The sequence below is a fragment of the Mycoplana sp. ABR4_002 genome, from assembly GCF_056159645.1.
Genome location: NZ_JBSWVO010000002.1, coordinates 45778 through 62509 on the forward strand (window position 1 = coordinate 45778; position 16732 = coordinate 62509).

General features: G+C 63.9%; 17 protein-coding genes. 4 read left to right on the plus strand and 13 right to left on the minus strand.

What is annotated here, in order from left to right; all coding sequences use genetic code 11:
* Nucleotides 1-226: 226 nt before the first annotated feature.
* Complete coding sequence (locus tag ACXAGF_RS20505; RefSeq protein WP_475019392.1) at nt 227-613, plus strand: response regulator transcription factor; 387 nt, start codon at nt 227-229, stop codon at nt 611-613.
* A 387-nt stretch (nt 614-1000) separates the two neighbouring features.
* On the opposite strand, the gene ACXAGF_RS20510 is transcribed toward ACXAGF_RS20505, so the two are convergent.
* Complete coding sequence (locus tag ACXAGF_RS20510; protein WP_475019393.1) at nt 1001-1480, minus strand: carboxymuconolactone decarboxylase family protein; 480 nt, start codon at nt 1478-1480, stop codon at nt 1001-1003.
* Nucleotides 1481-1680: 200 nt separating this feature from the next.
* Complete coding sequence (locus ACXAGF_RS20515; RefSeq protein ID WP_475019394.1) at nt 1681-2313, minus strand: response regulator transcription factor; 633 nt, start codon at nt 2311-2313, stop codon at nt 1681-1683.
* 371 nt (nt 2314-2684) lie between these two features.
* On the opposite strand from ACXAGF_RS20515, the gene ACXAGF_RS20520 reads away from it, so the two are divergent.
* Nucleotides 2685-3098 carry a cupin domain-containing protein gene (locus tag ACXAGF_RS20520; RefSeq protein WP_475019395.1) on the plus strand — a complete coding sequence of 138 codons (414 nt, stop codon included), beginning with the start codon at nt 2685-2687 and terminating at the stop codon, nt 3096-3098.
* A 77-nt stretch (nt 3099-3175) separates the two neighbouring features.
* Nucleotides 3176-3928, plus strand: coding sequence for an SDR family oxidoreductase (locus tag ACXAGF_RS20525; protein ID WP_475019396.1), 753 nt, complete (start codon nt 3176-3178; stop codon nt 3926-3928).
* 452 nt (nt 3929-4380) lie between these two features.
* On the opposite strand, the gene ACXAGF_RS20530 is transcribed toward ACXAGF_RS20525, so the two are convergent.
* A complete protein-coding gene (locus ACXAGF_RS20530; RefSeq protein ID WP_475019397.1) occupies nt 4381-5958 on the minus strand; it encodes a DHA2 family efflux MFS transporter permease subunit in 1578 nt (525 codons plus the stop codon).
* A 41-nt stretch (nt 5959-5999) separates the two neighbouring features.
* Nucleotides 6000-7055 (minus strand): HlyD family secretion protein, encoded by a 1056-nt coding sequence (locus ACXAGF_RS20535; RefSeq protein WP_475019398.1) that lies wholly within the window; start codon nt 7053-7055, stop codon nt 6000-6002.
* A gap of 88 nt (nt 7056-7143) precedes the next feature.
* On the opposite strand from ACXAGF_RS20535, the gene ACXAGF_RS20540 reads away from it, so the two are divergent.
* Nucleotides 7144-7791: a TetR/AcrR family transcriptional regulator gene (locus tag ACXAGF_RS20540; RefSeq protein ID WP_475019399.1), complete on the plus strand. Its 648-nt coding sequence runs from the start codon at nt 7144-7146 to the stop codon at nt 7789-7791.
* 55 nt (nt 7792-7846) lie between these two features.
* Here ACXAGF_RS20540 and pdhA read toward each other — a convergent pair whose 3' ends face one another.
* From pdhA to uxaC, 9 genes are all read right to left on the minus strand, one after another.
* Entirely contained in the window at nt 7847-8824 is a 978-nt protein-coding gene (gene pdhA, locus ACXAGF_RS20545; protein ID WP_475019400.1) for a pyruvate dehydrogenase (acetyl-transferring) E1 component subunit alpha, read from the minus strand.
* A 775-nt stretch (nt 8825-9599) separates the two neighbouring features.
* Nucleotides 9600-9947 carry a cupin domain-containing protein gene (locus ACXAGF_RS20550; protein WP_475019401.1) on the minus strand — a complete coding sequence of 116 codons (348 nt, stop codon included), beginning with the start codon at nt 9945-9947 and terminating at the stop codon, nt 9600-9602.
* Nucleotides 9944-10708: a 2-dehydro-3-deoxy-D-gluconate 5-dehydrogenase KduD gene (gene kduD / locus ACXAGF_RS20555; protein WP_475019402.1), complete on the minus strand. Its 765-nt coding sequence runs from the start codon at nt 10706-10708 to the stop codon at nt 9944-9946. The genes ACXAGF_RS20550 and kduD overlap by 4 nt, the downstream gene beginning before the upstream one ends.
* On the minus strand, nt 10705-11538 hold the full coding sequence (gene kduI / locus ACXAGF_RS20560; RefSeq protein ID WP_475019403.1) for a 5-dehydro-4-deoxy-D-glucuronate isomerase: 834 nt from the start codon (nt 11536-11538) through the stop codon (nt 10705-10707). Before kduI ends, kduD begins: the two co-directional genes overlap by 4 nt.
* Entirely contained in the window at nt 11535-12320 is a 786-nt protein-coding gene (locus ACXAGF_RS20565; RefSeq protein WP_475019404.1) for a FadR/GntR family transcriptional regulator, read from the minus strand. The genes kduI and ACXAGF_RS20565 overlap by 4 nt, the downstream gene beginning before the upstream one ends.
* Before the next feature lie 9 nt (nt 12321-12329).
* Entirely contained in the window at nt 12330-13610 is a 1281-nt protein-coding gene (locus ACXAGF_RS20570; RefSeq protein WP_475019405.1) for a TRAP transporter large permease, read from the minus strand.
* A 3-nt stretch (nt 13611-13613) separates the two neighbouring features.
* Nucleotides 13614-14195 carry a TRAP transporter small permease gene (locus tag ACXAGF_RS20575; RefSeq protein WP_475019406.1) on the minus strand — a complete coding sequence of 194 codons (582 nt, stop codon included), beginning with the start codon at nt 14193-14195 and terminating at the stop codon, nt 13614-13616.
* 71 nt (nt 14196-14266) lie between these two features.
* Nucleotides 14267-15244 carry a TRAP transporter substrate-binding protein gene (locus tag ACXAGF_RS20580; RefSeq protein WP_475019407.1) on the minus strand — a complete coding sequence of 326 codons (978 nt, stop codon included), beginning with the start codon at nt 15242-15244 and terminating at the stop codon, nt 14267-14269.
* 38 nt (nt 15245-15282) lie between these two features.
* On the minus strand, nt 15283-16692 hold the full coding sequence (uxaC, locus tag ACXAGF_RS20585; RefSeq protein WP_475019408.1) for a glucuronate isomerase: 1410 nt from the start codon (nt 16690-16692) through the stop codon (nt 15283-15285).
* Nucleotides 16693-16732: the final 40 nt, after the last annotated feature.

Here is a 16732-nt window from a genome sequence, read left to right on the forward strand (position 1 = left end):
CAGCAACGCCGAGCCCTTTTTCGGGTTGGGCGGTGCCGCATTCGGGCGGTGGCTTCCTCGTATTCCTTGGTATGGATATCCGGTGCGAGGCGATGCATGTAGCATCGAAAGCTGAACGCGTCCGTCCCATTGTGAATTATGGCCCGGTCGGGATTTCAGCTACAGCAGTCAAGGTTTGAAGGATCAGCCTTTAGCCCAAAATAGTTTCCGATCGAGAGTTAGGTTCTTGCATCAACCATGTACCATTGCAGTTATTGATGATGACGACGCCCTCCGCGAAGCCATGAAGGATATGCTGGAGTCGTTGGGGTACGAAGCCATCGCGTTTTCTTCGGCGACCGAGTTTCTCGACTTTTATGGTCGACGCCCAATCCACATTATTGTTTCCGACGTCAAGATGGCCGGCATTGACGGCTTGCGGTTGCTGAAGATTTTGAATGAGAGGGGTATCCGAACCCCGCTTATATTCATGACGGCTTTTGGCGATCAGCGACTGAGGGCAGAGGCCAAGCGAGCCGGCGCGCTGGCTGTTCTCTCCAAGCCCGTCGACTCAGATCAACTGGTCGCCCTCTTGGAAGGTGCAATCGGCGATCGGGAAAACGGCGGACACTAGACCCAGTCGCATCGCTCCGGCGCCACCGGTGCGACGGAGCGTCATCGAACAGTTCCCCTGCATGTCTCCCCGGTGGAAGCGGTGGCTGCGCCAGCTATCGCCGGCGCGCGGGCGCGTCGAGTTAAAAAAGGGCCGCCCGTGCAACGAGGGGCGGCCAGTTGGCGGCAAGGTGTCGGCGGGGGAGGGGCAACCGCCGACAGAGCGGGAGAGAAACCATCTTGGTGGCTCACTGGGCATCCCACGTCCTGACAATACTCAAACTGGGAAGCCTGCGGAACTAAACCTAGGTTTGGGTGGGGCCTTGTCGTGTGCGAAGGTTGGCGAGCGTTTTCATGAGGACCTCCGGAGGGTGCCCAAGCCATTTGAGGTTCGAGCGGCCCTTCGCACTCAGTTCAGGCCGGCCTTGTCCAGTCCGAAGGCCTTGTCGGCGGATCCGGGCACAGCCTTGAAGCCGATGCTGGCGCGGTTCCAGGCATTGATGGCCATGACCGCAAAGGTCAGATCGGAAATCTCCTGCTCGGACAGCTGGCCGCGGACACGCTCGTAGATGTCATCCGGAACGCCGCCGGCCGGCAGGGTCGTCAGTACCTCCGTCCAGGCGAGCGCGGCGCGCTCCCGAGGGCTGAACAGGTTGGACTCGCGCCAGATGGCAACGTGGTACAGGCGCAGTTCGCTCTCGCCGTGGATCTTGGCCTCCTTGACGTGCATGTCGAGGCAGAAGCCGCAGCCGTTCATCTGCGAAGCCCGGATCTGCACCAGGTCTCGCGTCTTCCGGTCAATGACGCTGTTGTTGATCGCCTCGCTCAACTCCATCATCTTCTTGAAGAGTTGGGGGGACTGCTGGGCGTAGTTCAGGCGCTGTGTCATCCGAATTCACCTTTCTTGCCCGCCAACCGATGCCGGCCTGGGTGTCGGCGGCACGTTGGCGATGGATGCTGGAACGCCGTGAATAGTAGTCTGAACACCGGGTCTGGGGACCTACACCATGGTTTAGGCTGCGGAGCGCAGCGCCAGGGCGGTCATGGTAGCCGAGGACGGAGCGACGGCGCGGCGAGCGCGCCGCAGGGTCAGATCAGTTCGGATTTCTTCACCAGGTCGGCCAGCGAGCGGGCTTCCATCTTCCGCATGACGCTGGCGCGATGGATCTTGACCATGATCTCGCTGATCCCGAGTTCGTAGGCGATCTGCTTGTTCATCAGGCCGTTGGTGACGTGCTGCATCACCTCCTTCTCCCGGGGCGTCAGCGTTGACGCCTTCTGCTTGACCGCGTTCCTGACTTCGGCATCCTGCCGCCTGCTTCTGTCGGTCTCGAAGGCTCTGTTGACGGCGCCGAGCAGATCGTCGTTGGTGAACGGTTTCTGCAGAAAATCGACCGCGCCCGCCTTCATCGCCGTGACGCTCATCGGCACGTCGCCATAGCCGGTCACGAAGACGATCGGAATCTGGCACCCCAAATCCTCCAGCCGCGACTGAAACTCGATGCCGCTCATGCCGGGCATGCGCACATCAAGAACAATGCAGCCGGACGTGTCGAGGTAGCCGTTCTCGATGAAATCCAGGGCGTCGCGGAAAGATGTCGCCTTGATCCCGACCGATTCGAACAGGTCGGTCAGCGACAGGCGCATCTCGGCGTCGTCGTCGATCACAACGGCCACCTGCTCTTCGATCGGCGTTCCTTCGCTCGCGCGCACGGTCGACATTTGCCGTCCCTCCAACGATGACTGCATTGCGTCCTGTTTGTCCCAGCGATCCCGTTGCTTCAAAGGCATACGAAGGTATAGGTCGGCCGCCGCGAGGCGCAGGCATGTCGCGCGCACGCAAAAAGCAATGTCGGCCGCCGAGAGATCCACAGCACAGGCCTTCATTCTCGGATGGCGATGGTATCACCGCGCCCGGTCAAGATGGAGCGGAAAAATGCCAGGCAAGGCGGGCCCACCAGAGCGTTGCGTCGACACCCGGCAAACCAACGTATAGCTGGTTCCCGGCCCTTCATCGAATACGCTGGCCTTCCAGGCGCCCCCGGTTTCACCATCGCCGGCGCGCAGTGTTTATCAGTTGAAGGAGACGTTTCATGTTCAGGCCCATTGCCGCCGCCATTTCCCTTGCGCTGATCGCGATGACGTCGGCGTCCGCCGCCGACGGGGCGCATAATGCAAAGGTCACTCTGGTCTTTGATAAGGAGCTGCCGAATGTTCCCGGCAAGAGCATGCGCGGCGTCCTGGTGGAGTACGGACCCGGTGGGTACAACCCGTCGCACATGCATCCCAAGAGCGCATTCATCTATGCGACGGTGATCGAAGGGCAAGTCAAGAGCCAGGTCAATGGTGGAGAGGTGAAGGTCTACAAGACCGGCGAAAACTGGATCGAAGTTCCGGGCGACCACCACCAGGTCAGCGCAAATGCCAGCGAAACGGAAGATGCCAAGATCCTGGCAGTCTTCGTTCTCGACACGGTCGAAACGGAACTCGTTCTGCCTGACGAATGACAGTCACGGCTCAACCGCCGGCCGAAATACGGTGCGGTTCAGACAACCCGTTGCAAGCAAGCCTATAGGATAGCTCGATGAAGATCGTAATCATTGGAGGCTCCGGCCTCATCGGAACCAAGGTCGCCGAACGCCTGCGAGGTCAGGGACACGACGTTCTGCAGGCCTCCCCGCAATCCGGGGTCAACTCGGTCACGGGCGAGGGCCTGGCGCAGGCCCTTTCAGGAGCCGACGTCGTCGTGGACGTGACCAACGCCCCGTCGTGGGAGGACAGTGCCGTCCTTGCGTTCTTCGAAGCCTCGACGAAAAATCAGCTCAAGGCCGAGCAGGAGGCCGGTGTCCGCCACCACGTCGCGCTTTCCATCGTGGGAGCCGAGCGCTCCCCCGAAAACGGATACTTCCGGGCAAAGGTGGCACAGGAAGCGCTGATCAAGAACGGTGGCGTGCCATATACGATCGTGCGCTCGACGCAGTTCCTGGAATTTCTCGGCGGCATTGCCGATGCCGCGATGGTCGACGGCGCGGCGCGTGTCTCGCCCGGCGCCTTCCAGCCGATAGCCGCTGACGACGTCGCAGGCTTTGTGGCGGAGGCGGCAGTCGCCGCGCCTGTCAATGGCGCGTTCGACATCGCCGGCCCGGAGAAGAAGCCGATGAGCGACTTCATCGGCCGGCATCTGGCCGCGACCGGCGATGCCCGCAAGGTGATCGCCGATCCGTCCGCCAAATATTTCGGCACCGCCGTGGACGACCAGTCCCTGGTGCCGATCGGTTCCGCCAAGCTCGGCAACCTTGGCTTCGAAAGCTGGTTTGCAAAGCGCACGCCGGCCTAGGCGTCGGCTTGGCCGCATTCGTTTGTGAAGGCCGGTAACGGGTCGCAACGGCTCGATGCCCACCGTTCAGAAGTCAAGGCGACCCGGGCGCGAGCACGCTCGGGTCGCCTTCTTGCGCGTTGCTTTGGCGAAGCAGCGCCCTTTCGGATCACGAGCAAGGTTCACGGGCCCGGTGGTGGATGGCTCTGATCGCTGTTTGTTAGGTGTCGTGCCTGAACCGCTGGGCGAGCGCCCGGACGTCGTCGGGGGTGACTCCATCCCGCTTCATGAGCAACAGGACGATCGGATCCTGCAGCATTTCCTCTAGGTGAGGTTCGGAGGGCGCCCCGCCATGCGGCTGCTGGGTCAAGGCCGGGTCGTGCACGTTCGAGCCCAGCGCCGTCGATGGAGGCGAACCCGGCGTCGATGCCGAGAAGCAAACGGTGCGTGAGCGAGGCGCCATTCCTTGCCTGTTATCGCTTGGCGAGTCCGGCACGTGGCCGAACCGGCGGGCGCAGCCGCCCGGCGCGGATCCTGGCGTGGCGCGCGATTGCGATCTTGACGGTGACCAGCGCCGGCGCGGCAAAGACGAAGAGAAGGGCCACCGCGTAGAAGGCCGTGTTGAAGGCGATCACGGTGGCTTGACCGGTCACCGCCTTGGCAAGCAGGGTCGTGGCAGCGCGATTGGCGGACACCGCGTCCATCCCGCTCGCCGAGAACATGGCTGCGGACTTCGCCAGCCGGTCGATCACGGCGGCACCGCCCGCCGTCACATGGGCGCCAAGCACGGCGATATTGGCCGTGACGTTGTGGTCGATGAGGGTCTGGAGGGCTGCAACCCCGATCAGGCCGCCAAGCTGACGACCGGTATTGAAGAGGCCGATGCCGGAGGCGAGATTCCGGCTGTTCAAATGGCCGAAGGCAATCAGCGTGATCGACAGGAACAGGAAGCCGAGGCCGAAGCCGCGCAGCAGGATCGCGGCCATCATGTCGTTTGCGCCGCTTTCGCTGGTCGATCCCGACAGCATCCACATCGCGGCCATGATCATCAGGATGCCGAAGGGAACCGTGGCGAACGGTGGAACGCCGCGGCGCTGGACGAGGACAGCGGCAACGAGCAACGCGCCGATGAAAAACGCGCCGCTCGGCAAAAGCAGTTGTCCGGCCGCGGTCGGCGTGAAGGCGAGGACGGACACGGCAAACGTGGGAATCAGGAACGCGCTGCCGAACAGTGCGGCGCCGGCGACAAAGCTGACGATGAAGGCGAAGCAGAAGTCATCCGACCGGAACACGGTGAAGTCGATCAGGCCACGGCCGTTGGCCAGCGCCTGTTGGATGATGAAGGCCAAGAGCGCGGCCGCGCCGATCGCCGTCAGCCACAGGATGCGCGGCTCCTCGAACCAGTCCCAGCGGCTGCCCTGGCTGAGGGCATAGGTGAGGCAGAAGAGCGTGACCGAGATCAGCGAGAGGCCGGTCCAATCGAAGCGGTGCGGCACGGTCCGGTCCGCCGCCGGATCGGCCGCGATCAACAGGAGCGCGCTGGCCGTCACGGCGACCGGAACGACGCTGAGGAAGATCCATATCCAGGACTGGGTGTCGAGCAACCAGCCCTGAAGGGCCGGGGCGATCGTCGCAGGTGCGACGACGGCACCCATGGCGAACACGGCTTGGAGGATCGGCTGGTGGGACTTCGGCCAGGCGAGGAAGATGATCGTCTGCCCGGCGACAAGCAGGGTGCCGCCGCTGAAGCCCTGGACCAGGCGAAGAGCGACCAGCAGGTCCAGTCGCGTTGCAATGGCGGCTATGCCGCAGGCGGCCCCCATCGCCAGCGTCGAGCCGACGATCAGCCTGCATGGATCGAAGCGCGCCAGCAGGGACGGCGCCGCCACAAACCCGATGAGCTTGAGCGCGGTGTATCCGACGTCCAGCCAGGCGAACTCGTCGGGCGTTGCATAAGTGTCACCGATGATGTCGCCTCGTCCGAGCGAAAGGACCGTGCTGGCAACCGCCTCGGTCAACGCAGCCAGTACGATCCCCGCGAGCAGCAACATGGCTTTGGCCTCCCGGCCGCGGCCTGGTGTGACGGCCATCGTCACGAGCCACTCCCCAGATCCACCGAGACCCGAGCCGACAGGCCGGGCACCAGCTGGCCAGGCAACGGGCTGGCGGCGAAGCGGATTTTCACCGGCACGCGCTGGACGACGCGGACGAAGTTCCCCGTGGCGTTGTCAGCGGGCAGCAGGCTGAAGGCAGACCCGCTGCCGGGCGCAAAACTGTCGACCACGCCCTCGATGGGCTCGTTAGGATAGCCATCGATTGTGATGCGGGCGCGCTGGCCGGCGCGCAGGTGTTCGATCTGGGTCTCCTTGAAATTTGCCACGAGCCAAAGGTGGGCGACCGGCACGATGTCGAGCAGGGAAACACCCGGCGCGACAAGCCGGCCGATCCGGACCTGGCGGTTGCCGACGACGCCGTCGATAGGTGCTCGGACAACGGTATTTTCGAGGTCGATCTGAGCGAGTTCCCGGGCTGCTTCCGCCTGCGCCATGGCGGCAATGGCTGCCTCGCGCTGGGCGTCGAGGACGGCAATGCGCTGCTGCTGGGCCTCCAGGGTCGCAGAGGCGGCCGACAGGTTCGCCTCGGCGCGCGATCGGGCCGCGTCGCTTTCCTCAAGGTGAGCCAGGCTGACGGTATTGCTGCGGATGAGGTCGCGGCTGCGATCGTTGGCCTTGGTCGCCAGCTGCAACTCGGCTTCGGCCGAGCGCCTCTGGGCTTCGGCCTGACGTATCATGGCATGCTGCAGCTCGGCCTCTGCCTCGACGTTGGTGAGGCGTGCCTGGGCCGCCTCGACATTGGCGACGGCTTGCGCCAGCCGAGCGCGATAGTCGCGATCGTCGATGCGGAACAGCACATCGCCCGACCGGACGGCCTGGTTGTCCCCGACCTCCACTGCCGTGACATAGCCCGCGACCTTGGGCGCAAGCGCGGTGACATCGCCGCGGACATACGCGTTGTCGGTCATTTGGACATGCCGGCCTTCGGTCCACCAATGCCAACCATATCGACCGCCCAAGGCGATCGCTGCGACGGCCAGGAGGGCGAGGGTAGCGGTTCGGAGGCTTTTCCGTGCAGTCTTATTCTTTGACATGGTGACGCTCTAGGTACTGATTGGTACCCTTGATAGATAACGGCTGGTACCTTATTGTGCAAGGGCAGACGTGGAGAATGTCGATCGCATGAATGAAAATGAACAGGACGTGCCGCAGCGCCGGCAACGGCGCGGGGCCGTAGAACTGCGCGCCGCCATTTTGGAAGCGGCTTCGGAAGTGTTCTTGCAGGAGGGCTATCAGGGCGCCAGCATTGAGGCCGTCATCGATCGGGTCGGCGGCTCGAAGCGGGCGATCTACAGCCACTTCGGCGGCAAGCAGGAACTGTTTGCCGCGCTCGTTGCCGAAGCGTCGAGCAAGGTGATCGGCGCCGCCTCGCCCGGAAACGTCGAGGGCAAGGACATCGAAGATACGCTCAGGACGATCGGTTTGCAGTTGAGCCGGGTGCTGATGGCGCCGACCACGCTCGGGCTGTATCGCGCGGTGATGGCGGAGGGCCCGCGCCAGCCCGACGTCGCGCGCGCGTTTTTCGAGAATGGCCCGGGGCGGGTCAGCGCGCGCCTCGCGCAACTTCTTGAGCAGTTTGCGGCCCGCGGCGTAATTTCCATCGCGGACGGTCAACGTGCCGCCGAACGCTTCATCGGCATGTTGCGCGACGACGTTCACCTGCAGGCCGTGCTCGGCCTTCGCGCCCCGCCTGGCGAGGCCGAGATGGCAGAATCTGTGGCGCAGGTGGTGCGGATCTTCATACATGGCATCGCGATCCAGGACACATAGTCACAATTCCCGGTGCGGCCGGGGCCGGTGCAGTTGATGATGCGCGAGGCGTTGCTCAGGGCGCCGGGAGCAGGATGTCCGTATAGAGTTCGGACGTGTCCGGTTCGGGGTCCTGGCTCGCGAAATCGGCCGCTGCGTTGATGATCTCGCGCACCTTGCCGTCGATGGCCTTCAACTCCTCCTCCGGCATTTTCCAGACGGCCATCAGGCGGCTTCGCACCCTGTCGATGGGGTCGTGTTCCTCGCGCATCCGGGTCACCTCGTCCTTCGAGCGATACTTTGCCGGATCGGACATGGAGTGGCCTCGATAGCGGTAGGTCAGCATTTCGAGGATGTAGGGACCTTCGCCGCGGCGGGCATGTTCGACGGCCTTCAGACCGGCAGCGCGGACGGCCCGGACGTCCATGCCGTCAACCTGCTCGCCGGGAATGGCGAAGGACAAGCCACGTCTGGAATAGTCGGTCTGGGCGGAGGCGCGGCTCATCTCGGTGCCCATGGCGTAACGGTTGTTCTCGATCACATAGACCACCGGCAGTTTCCAGACGGCCGCCATGTTGAAGCTTTCGGAGACTTGTCCCTGGTTTGCGGCGCCCTCGCCGAAGAAGGTCAGGCAGACCTTGCCGTCGCCACGGTAGCGGTTGGCGAATGCGAGCCCGGTGCCCAGCGACACCTGGGCGCCGACGATGCCATGGCCACCATAGAAGTGCCGGGCCTTGGAGAACATGTGCATCGAGCCGCCCTTGCCTTTCGACAGGCCGCCGCGACGCCCCGTCAGTTCGGCCATCACGCCCTTCGGATCCATGCCGCAGGCCAGCATGTGACCGTGGTCACGGTAGCCCGTGATCACCTGGTCGCCCTCGTTCGCGGCCATCTGCAGGCCGACGACGACGGCCTCCTGGCCGCTGTAGAGATGACAGAAGCCGCGGATCAGGCTCATGCCGTACAACTGGCCGGCCTTCTCTTCGAAACGGCGGATCAGCAGCATTTCGCGATAGGCGTGGAGGTCTTCGTCTTTGCCGAATTTCGGTGCCATGGTGCTCTCCCGCGGCCTGTTCATCTGCCGCCGCGCCCATGGCGCGACGCGTTGAGGCCGGGCCACCATGTGCGGATCGCCTCGTCGCGGCGCCGCTGCAGGTTGGTCGGCTGCCTTTCGCTGGGTTGCACCATGACGATCTCCGCTGCTGGAATTAAAGGGTGCCGGCGCAAGCGGCGACATGCATCGGCACGATCATCGGCAATGGTCGCAGAGGGGATGGTTGGTGCTGGGCTTCCATCATCGATGTGGGTCCAGCCTAGGCGCTGCGGGGGCGCCCGTCGACTATACCTAAGAATGGATGCCGCTCGATCGAGATCGAACGCTGACAAAGCTCACAGCAGTGCCGAAACAGGGATGAGGCAGCGCCCCCATGACTTCAGTCTGTCCAAGGACCGTGTGCAATCATCAATTGATGTGGCGACAACGTCAGAATATTTTCGGTCCATAATGTATAAATTCAGAGTAATATTGGGGATTTTCGTCGAATATTGCCGTCTTAATTGAACAGGTGACTCTTTCCCGATCCGATATTGCAAGCAATGATTTTCGTGAAACTGATCATCGCGCCGGGGATCTTATTCGACGGTCACCATCGGCATCGCCGAAATGTCCGACCTGCACAAGCCCAGGCAAGTCGCGGGCAGAAGCGATGGCCTTTTTCCCGACCTGATCGACGCTGGCGCTGGGGACTGGCCTGGTCTTGCCAGCCGGATCAGCCCGGTGCCGGCAGTCGCTGGACGCACAGGCGATCGAGGCGATGAATTCTTGCGGCTCAGCCAAGAAAATCGGCGCGGTGCGGGGTGAAGCAGTCGATCAGCCGACCCCTCTTCAGCGCCTTGACGCCGTGGCGCAGGCCGGACGGCACGATGAAGCTGTCGCCCTGTTCCAACGTTTCGGTGCGGCCGTCGATCGTCACCTCAAATCGGCCCTCGGCCACATAGCTCGACTGCACGTGCGGATGCGCATGCAACCAGCCCTCGCCGCCCGCCTCGAAGGCGAATTCCACCATCATCAATTCGTCGGTGTAGACGACGATGCGGCGGCGGTTGCCGTCCGGGGTGGTGACCCACTCGCCTTCGCCGGCGCGGATGAAAATGTCGTTGCTCTGTGCCGTGGTCACCTCGCCAGCCAGCCGCCATCGACGGCCACCACCGCGCCGTGCATGTAGTCGGATGCGGGCGCGAGCAGGAAGACGGCCGTGTCGCCAATGTCCTCCGGACGCCCCCAGTGACCGGCCGGGATGCGCGCCAGAATCGCGGCACTGCGGTCGGGGTCGGCGCGCAGGGCCTCCGTGTTGTTGGTCTCGATATAGCCGGGCGCTACCGCGTTGACGTTGATGCCCTTCGCTGCCCATTCATTGGCAAGGACGCGGGTGACCCCAAGGACGCCGTGCTTGGAGGCGGTATAGGATGCCACCCGAATGCCGCCCTGGAAGGACAGCATCGAGGCGACATTGACGATCTTGCCGCGGCGCTCGGACGACATCAGCCGCCGCGCCAGCGCCTGGCTGAGAACGAAGACGGACTTGAGGTTGACGTCCATCACCTCGTCCCAGTCCTCTTCCGAAAAATCAACGGCGTGGCTGCGACGGATGATGCCGGCATTGTTGACGAGGCCGTCGATGGGGCCCTGCTCGTTCCAGGCGCGATCGAGCATGGTGCGCGCGGCGCCGGGGTCCATCAGGTCGCAGGCGATGGCCGTGAATGCCCCGCCGGCGGCGGCGACCTGTTTGGCTGTCTCGTCCATGGCCGAGCGACCGACGCCGATCACCGCGCCGCCGGCGCGGGCGATCGCGACCGCGATACCCTGACCGATGCCGGTGTTGGCGCCGGTGACGACGATGCGCTTGCCGGCAAGGCTGAAGGCGGAAAAATCGGTCATCGCAGGCTGTCCATGGTCACCGGGTCGACGTCGGTGTAGTCGACATTGTCGCCGGCCATGGCCCAGATGAAGGCGTAGTTCGACGTTCCGCAGCCGGAATGGATCGACCAGGACGGTGAAATCACCGCTTCCTCGTTGGCCATCACGACATGGCGCGTCTCGGCAGGCTCGCCCATGAAGTGGAAGACCCGGGCCGTCTCGGGCAGGTCGAAATAGAGATAGGCCTCCATGCGCCGGTCATGCACATGCGCCGGCATGGTGTTCCATACCGATCCCTTTGCCAGCTGCGTCATGCCGACGACGATCTGGCAGGTCTCGATGGTCGAGGTGAACTGATAGATGCTGCGCTCGTTCGAGGTCTCCTGGCTGCCGAGATCCAGCCGCTTTGCTTCGGCGACCGTCAGCAGCCTGGTCGGGCAGGTCTTGTGGGCCGGCGCCGACAGCAGGTAGAACTTGGCCGGTTGGCCGGGGTCCAGCGAGGCAAAGGAAACCTCTTCGCCCATGCCGACATAGAGCATGTCGCGCGCGCCGAGGTGATGCTCCTGGCCGCCTGCGACGACCGTGCCGGGGCCGCCGATGTTGACGGCGACCAGTTCACGCCGCTCCAGGAACCGCTTCGTGCCGTTCGGCTTGATCGTGTCGAGCCTGAGCGCACGCTCGAGCGGCATCGCACCGCCGACGATCATGCGGTCGTAGTGTGTGTAGGTCAGGCTGATGCTGTCGGGTTGAAAGAGGTAGCCGACATGGAAGTTCGCGCGCAGTTCGTCCGTCCCCATCGTTGCGGCGGCAAGCGGATCGACGGCGAAGCGGATGGTGTGGTCGGTGGTCATGAGTTCCCTTTCGATCCAGGCAGGGGCCTGGCTGCGTTGAAATACTGCGCCTGCTGGCCGCTGAGGCGCTTGCGGTAGCGCTCCTGCGCCGCCTGCAGATGGGCGCGCATCGCATCGCGCGCCGCCTCCGGGTTGCCGGCGGAAATGGCCTGCAGGATCCGCAGGTGTTCCCGCTGCAAGCCGCGCAGGTACTCGTCGGACAGCACCTCGACCGAATACCACGGCGAGTTGCGGTCGCAGGGGATGGTGCGGTCGCCGAGCGCATCGAGGATCTCGACATAGACCGGATTGTTGGTGGCGGCCGCAATTTCGCGGTGGAACTGGAAATCGGCCTTGCCGGTCGGCTCTCCCAGTTCGAGGCGCCGCTCGAACTCGAAGAAGGCCTCCTGGATGCGTGCCTCCTGGGCCACGCTCCGACGTTGGGCGGCCAGGCCCGCGCTTTCGATCTCGATGCCCATCCGCACCTCGAGGATGTTCACGGCCTGGCTGATGCGGTTGCCGATGTCTGCGCTGAGGGCGCTGATCTTGCTGGCGGGGTGGTCGAGCACGAAGACGCCGGCCCCGTGGCGCGATTCGACCAGCCCGTCGGCGGCCAGCGCCGCCACGGCCTCGCGGACCACCGTGCGGCTGACGCCGAAGAGCTCGGTCATCCGGCTCTCTGTCGGCAGCTTCTCGCCCACGGCAAAGTCGCCGGCCAGGATCTGGCCCCTCAGCGCTTGCGCCACGTTCTCGGACAGCTTGGGCTTTCGTTCCACCTTGAGGTCGACTGATTCAGCACCCATTGGATTGACCTATCTGAAAACTGAGGGCAGCCAGAGCGACAGCGCCGGGATGTAGGTGACGAGCAGCAGGACGAGCACTCCGGCCCCGTAGAAGGGCCAAATGGATCGCATTGCCTCCCAGACTGTGATCTTGCCAACCGCGCAGGCTACGAACTGGACGCCGCCGACCGGCGGGGTGTTGAGGCCGATACCATAGTTGAGAATCATGATCACGCCGAAATGGACCGGGTCGATGCCATAGGCCTGGGCGATCGGCAGGAAGATCGGCGTGGTGATGATGATGGTCGGCCCCATGTCCATGAATGTGCCCATCAGCAGCATGATCACGTTCAGCAGCAGAAGGATGATGATCGGGTTCTCGGAAATCGTCTGCATCCATGCGACCAGGGTGGCCGGCACGCGCAGAAACGCCATCAGCCAGGAGAATGCGGCCGCCGTGCCGATGATCAGCAGCACCATCGCCGTGGTCCGCACCGCACCCATCGTCGCGTGCACGAAGTCCGACCAGGTCATCTGTCGATAGACGAAGACGGTGATCAGCAGCGCGTAGACGACGGCGATGCACGAGCTTTCGGTCGCCGTGAAGATGCCCGAGCGCACGCCGCCGAAGATGATGGCGATCAGCAGCAGCCCGGGGATGGCGACTGCAAACAGCTGCGCCACCATGGCAAATCCCGGGAAGGTTTCCGTCGGATAGCCGCGTTTGCGCGCCACCAGATAGGCTGTCAGCATCAGCGCCGCGGCGAGCAGCAGGCCCGGCAGGATCCCGGCCGTGAACAGGTCGGCGATGGAGATCTTGCCGCCAGCGGAGATCGAATAGATGATCATGTTGTGCGAGGGCGGGAGAAGGAGGGCGATCAGCGCCGCCATCGAGGTGACGTTGACGGCATAGTCGGCGCCGTAGCCCCGCTCCTTCATCTGCGGGATCATCAGTCCGCCGACGGCGGCGGCCTCGGCCACGGCCGAGCCGGAAATGCCGCCGAACAGCGTTGCCGTCAGGATGTTGACCTGCCCCAGGCCGCCGCGCACATGGCCAACGATCGAGGCCGCGAAGGCGACGATCCGCTGGGCGATGCCGCCGCGCACCATCAGGTCGCCGGAATAGATGAAGAACGGGATGGCCAGCAGCGAGAAGATGCTCATGCCCGAGTTCAGGCGCTGGAACACCACCATCGGCGGCAGGCCCATGTAGAGCACGGTGGCGAAACTGGCGACGCCGAGGCAGAAGGCGATCGGCGTGCCGATCAGCATCAGCACGATGAAGGAGGTGAAGAGTATCCAAAGTTCCATCGATCAAGCCCTCTTCACGTATGATGCGCTGCGGTCGGCCGTCTTGTCGGCCCCGCCGACTTGGTCGGTCGCGACCTTTTGGTCCGGCTCGAAGTCGACATGAGCGCCCGACAGGCGCAGCAGGATGCGTTCCAGTGAAAACAGGACGACGAGGACGCCACCGGCGACCACGGGCGCGTAGTCCCATGCCCCCGAGATGCCGAGCGCCGGCAGTACGGTGCCCCAGGTGAGGCTGACGAGGCTGCCGCCATAGACCACCATGCCGAGGCCGAACGCGAGGATGACGCAGTCGGAGACCATCCGGAGCCATGTCTTGGCCCGCGGCGGCAACACGTACAGGAGGACGTCGAAGCCCATGTGGTTGCACTCACGTACGCCGACCGCGGCGCCGAGAAAGATGAACCAGCTCATCAGCATGACGGCGCCCGGCTCGGTCCAGCTCGGCGAGTCGTTCAGCACGTAGCGGCAGAACACCTGCCAGGCGACGAACGCGGTCATCAGCACGAGCCCGAGCCCGGCCAGCCACAGTGCTGCGGTATTGAGCCTCGTCAGGAACGGCAGCCCGTTTTTCAGTTTGGCATGCATGGTCTTGTCCTCCGGGACCAGGCGAGCGTCCGTAATCCGGACGCCCGCACTCGGTCCAATCGCTCAGCCGGTCACTGGACTGCCTGGACGTCGACAACCATCTTCTTGAGGACGTCGTCGGTGACGTGCTTCTCGTAGACCGGCTTCATTGCATCCATGAAGCCCTGCTTCTCGACCTCGTTGATCTCCGAGCCGAGCTTCTCGACATTGGCGCGCGACTCTTCGGTCTTGGCGGCCCACAGTTCACGCTGCCTGGCGACGCTGTCCTTGGCGGCCTGCCTGAAGATCTCCTGGTCCTCCGGGCTCAGCTTGTCGAAGGCGGCCTTGTTCATCACGAACACCTCCGGAAGGATGGTGTGCTGATCGAGCGAGTAGAACTTGGCGACTTCCGCGTGCTTTGCGGTGTCGTAGCTCGGATAGTTGTTCTCCGCGCCGTCGATGACGCCCGTTTCGATCGACGAATAGACTTCGCCATAGGGCATCGGCGTGGCGTTGGCGCCGAGCGCGGCGACCATGTCGACGAAAATGTCCGACTGGATGACCCTGAACTTCAGGCCCTTCATGTCGTCCACCGTCTTGATCGGCTTCTTGCTGTTGTAGAAGGAGCGGCTGCCGGCGTCATAGAAGGCGAGCACGACAAGTCCGGCCGGCTCGAACGCCGCCTTGATCTGGTCGCCGATCGGGCCGTCCATGACCTGGTGCATGTGCTCCTCGGAGCGGAAGATGTAGGGCAGGGCGGGCACGATGCTTTCCTTGACCGTGCCGTTGAACGGCGCCATGGAGACGCGGTTCAGCTCGATCACGCCGGAGCGAACCTGCTCGATGGTGTCCTTCTCCTCGCCGAGCTGCGCCGAGTGATAGACCTCCACGGCATAGCGGCCGTCGGTTCGTTCCTTCACCAGCTCGCCAAAATATTTCACGCCCTCCACCGTCGGATAGCCGTCCGGGTGCGTATCCGATGACTTCAGGACAGTCTGCGCGTTGGCAACGCCCAGCGCGAGCATGGACGCCATCACGGCGCCGCCAAGCAGCTTCGATACATTCAACATTTCTTCCTCCCACTTTTAAGGGCTCCTCGCCCCCCTTGCTAAAGTCGATAGGCCTCCTTCGCGAGCGTGTAGGCCAGTTCCCGTGCAAGCTCGAAGGCCTCGGTCTCGGTCAGCCGGTGTTCGGCGACGAGCCGGGCCAGAAAGGCGCAGTCGACCCGGCGCGCGATGTCGTGGCGGGCCGGGATCGACGGAAAGGCGCGCGTGTCGTCGTTGAAGCCGACCGTGTTGTAGAAGCCGGCGGTCTCGGTGGTCAGCTCGCGAAAGCGGCGCATGCCCTCCGGACTGTCGTGGAACCACCAGGCCGGTCCGAGCTTGAGTGCCGGATAGGCGCCGGCCAGCGGCGCCAGCTCGCGGGAATAGCTGCTTTCGTCGAGGGTGAAGAGAATGATCGAGAGATTGCGCTCCAGCCCGACCGCGTCGAGAAGCGGTTTCAGTGCGGCGACGTAGTCCGTCCGCGTCGGAATATCGAAGCCCTTGTCGCGGCCGAAGCGTGCCATGATCCCGGGTGAATGGTTGCGCCAGGAGCCGGGATGGATCTGCAGCACCAGACCGTCGTCGAGGCTCATCTTCGCCATCTCGGTCAGCATCTGGCCGCGGAAGGTCTCGCGCTCGGCCGCATCGGCCTTGCCGATCCGCACCCGCTGGAACAGGGCGGCGGCCTCGTCCACGCCCAGGTTCGCCGTGGTCGCGGTGCGGTGGCCATGGTCGGAGGACGTGGCGCCGAAGCTCTTGAAATACGCCCGGCGCTTGCGGTGGGCGGCGAGATAGCCGCTCCACGTGCCGGTGTCTTCACCCGTCATTTCGCCGAGCCGGTCGAGATTGTCGGAAAACCCCTCGAAGTCGGGGTCGACGACGCCGTCCGGCCGGTAGGCGGTAACGACGCGGCCCTTCCAGCCGCTTTCGCGGATCTTCCGGTGCCAGGAGAGCTCATCGAGCGCGCCTTCGGTGGTGGCGATAACCTCGATGTTGAAACGCTCGTACAGGGCGCGCGGGCGAAATTCCGGGCGTACCAGCTGTTCGGCGATCCGATCGTAGATCTTGTCGGCGGTATGTACGTCGAGCCGATCCTCGATGCCGAACACGGCGGATAGCACGTAGTCCATCCACAGCCGCGTTGGTGTGCCGCGGAAGAGCCGGTAGTTCTCTGCGAAAAGGCGCCAGATCGTCCGACCGTCCAACTCGGCCGCTGACCCGTCGATCGGGGTGACTCCAAGGCGCTCCAGATCCACGCCCTGGCTGAACAGCATGCGAAAAATATAGTGATCCGGTACGATCAGGAGCTGCGCCGGGTCGGGAAAGGGCTCGTCGAGCGCATACCAGCGCGGATCGGTATGGCCGTGCGGACTGACAATCGGCAGGGTCGCAATCGTGTCGTACAGCGCCCGGGCAATCGAGCGCTGCCTCGGCTCGGGCGAAAACAGGACGTCGCGGTCGATAAGTGTGTTCATCGTGTCGCCGCTCCTCCCGGCGGAAACATGGCTAAAGACG

Excerpts from the sequence above, each read along its gene's own strand:
- ACXAGF_RS20535 (WP_475019398.1), bottom strand. The coding sequence starts at position 7,055 with ATGTCAAAGAATAAGACTGCACGGAAAAGCCTCCGAACCGCTACCCTC.
- ACXAGF_RS20540 (WP_475019399.1), top strand. The coding sequence starts at position 7,144 with ATGAATGAAAATGAACAGGACGTGCCGCAGCGCCGGCAACGGCGCGGG.
- ACXAGF_RS20515 (WP_475019394.1), bottom strand. The coding sequence starts at position 2,313 with ATGTCGACCGTGCGCGCGAGCGAAGGAACGCCGATCGAAGAGCAGGTG.
- ACXAGF_RS20530 (WP_475019397.1), bottom strand. The coding sequence starts at position 5,958 with ATGTTGCTGCTCGCGGGGATCGTACTGGCTGCGTTGACCGAGGCGGTT.
- kduD (WP_475019402.1), bottom strand. The coding sequence starts at position 10,708 with ATGACCGATTTTTCCGCCTTCAGCCTTGCCGGCAAGCGCATCGTCGTC.
- ACXAGF_RS20520 (WP_475019395.1), top strand. The coding sequence starts at position 2,685 with ATGTTCAGGCCCATTGCCGCCGCCATTTCCCTTGCGCTGATCGCGATG.
- ACXAGF_RS20570 (WP_475019405.1), bottom strand. The coding sequence starts at position 13,610 with ATGGAACTTTGGATACTCTTCACCTCCTTCATCGTGCTGATGCTGATC.
- ACXAGF_RS20565 (WP_475019404.1), bottom strand. The coding sequence starts at position 12,320 with ATGGGTGCTGAATCAGTCGACCTCAAGGTGGAACGAAAGCCCAAGCTG.
- kduI (WP_475019403.1), bottom strand. The coding sequence starts at position 11,538 with ATGACCACCGACCACACCATCCGCTTCGCCGTCGATCCGCTTGCCGCC.
- ACXAGF_RS20525 (WP_475019396.1), top strand. The coding sequence starts at position 3,176 with ATGAAGATCGTAATCATTGGAGGCTCCGGCCTCATCGGAACCAAGGTC.
- ACXAGF_RS20510 (WP_475019393.1), bottom strand. The coding sequence starts at position 1,480 with ATGACACAGCGCCTGAACTACGCCCAGCAGTCCCCCCAACTCTTCAAG.
- pdhA (WP_475019400.1), bottom strand. The coding sequence starts at position 8,824 with ATGGCACCGAAATTCGGCAAAGACGAAGACCTCCACGCCTATCGCGAA.
- uxaC (WP_475019408.1), bottom strand. The coding sequence starts at position 16,692 with ATGAACACACTTATCGACCGCGACGTCCTGTTTTCGCCCGAGCCGAGG.
- ACXAGF_RS20580 (WP_475019407.1), bottom strand. The coding sequence starts at position 15,244 with ATGTTGAATGTATCGAAGCTGCTTGGCGGCGCCGTGATGGCGTCCATG.
- ACXAGF_RS20575 (WP_475019406.1), bottom strand. The coding sequence starts at position 14,195 with ATGCATGCCAAACTGAAAAACGGGCTGCCGTTCCTGACGAGGCTCAAT.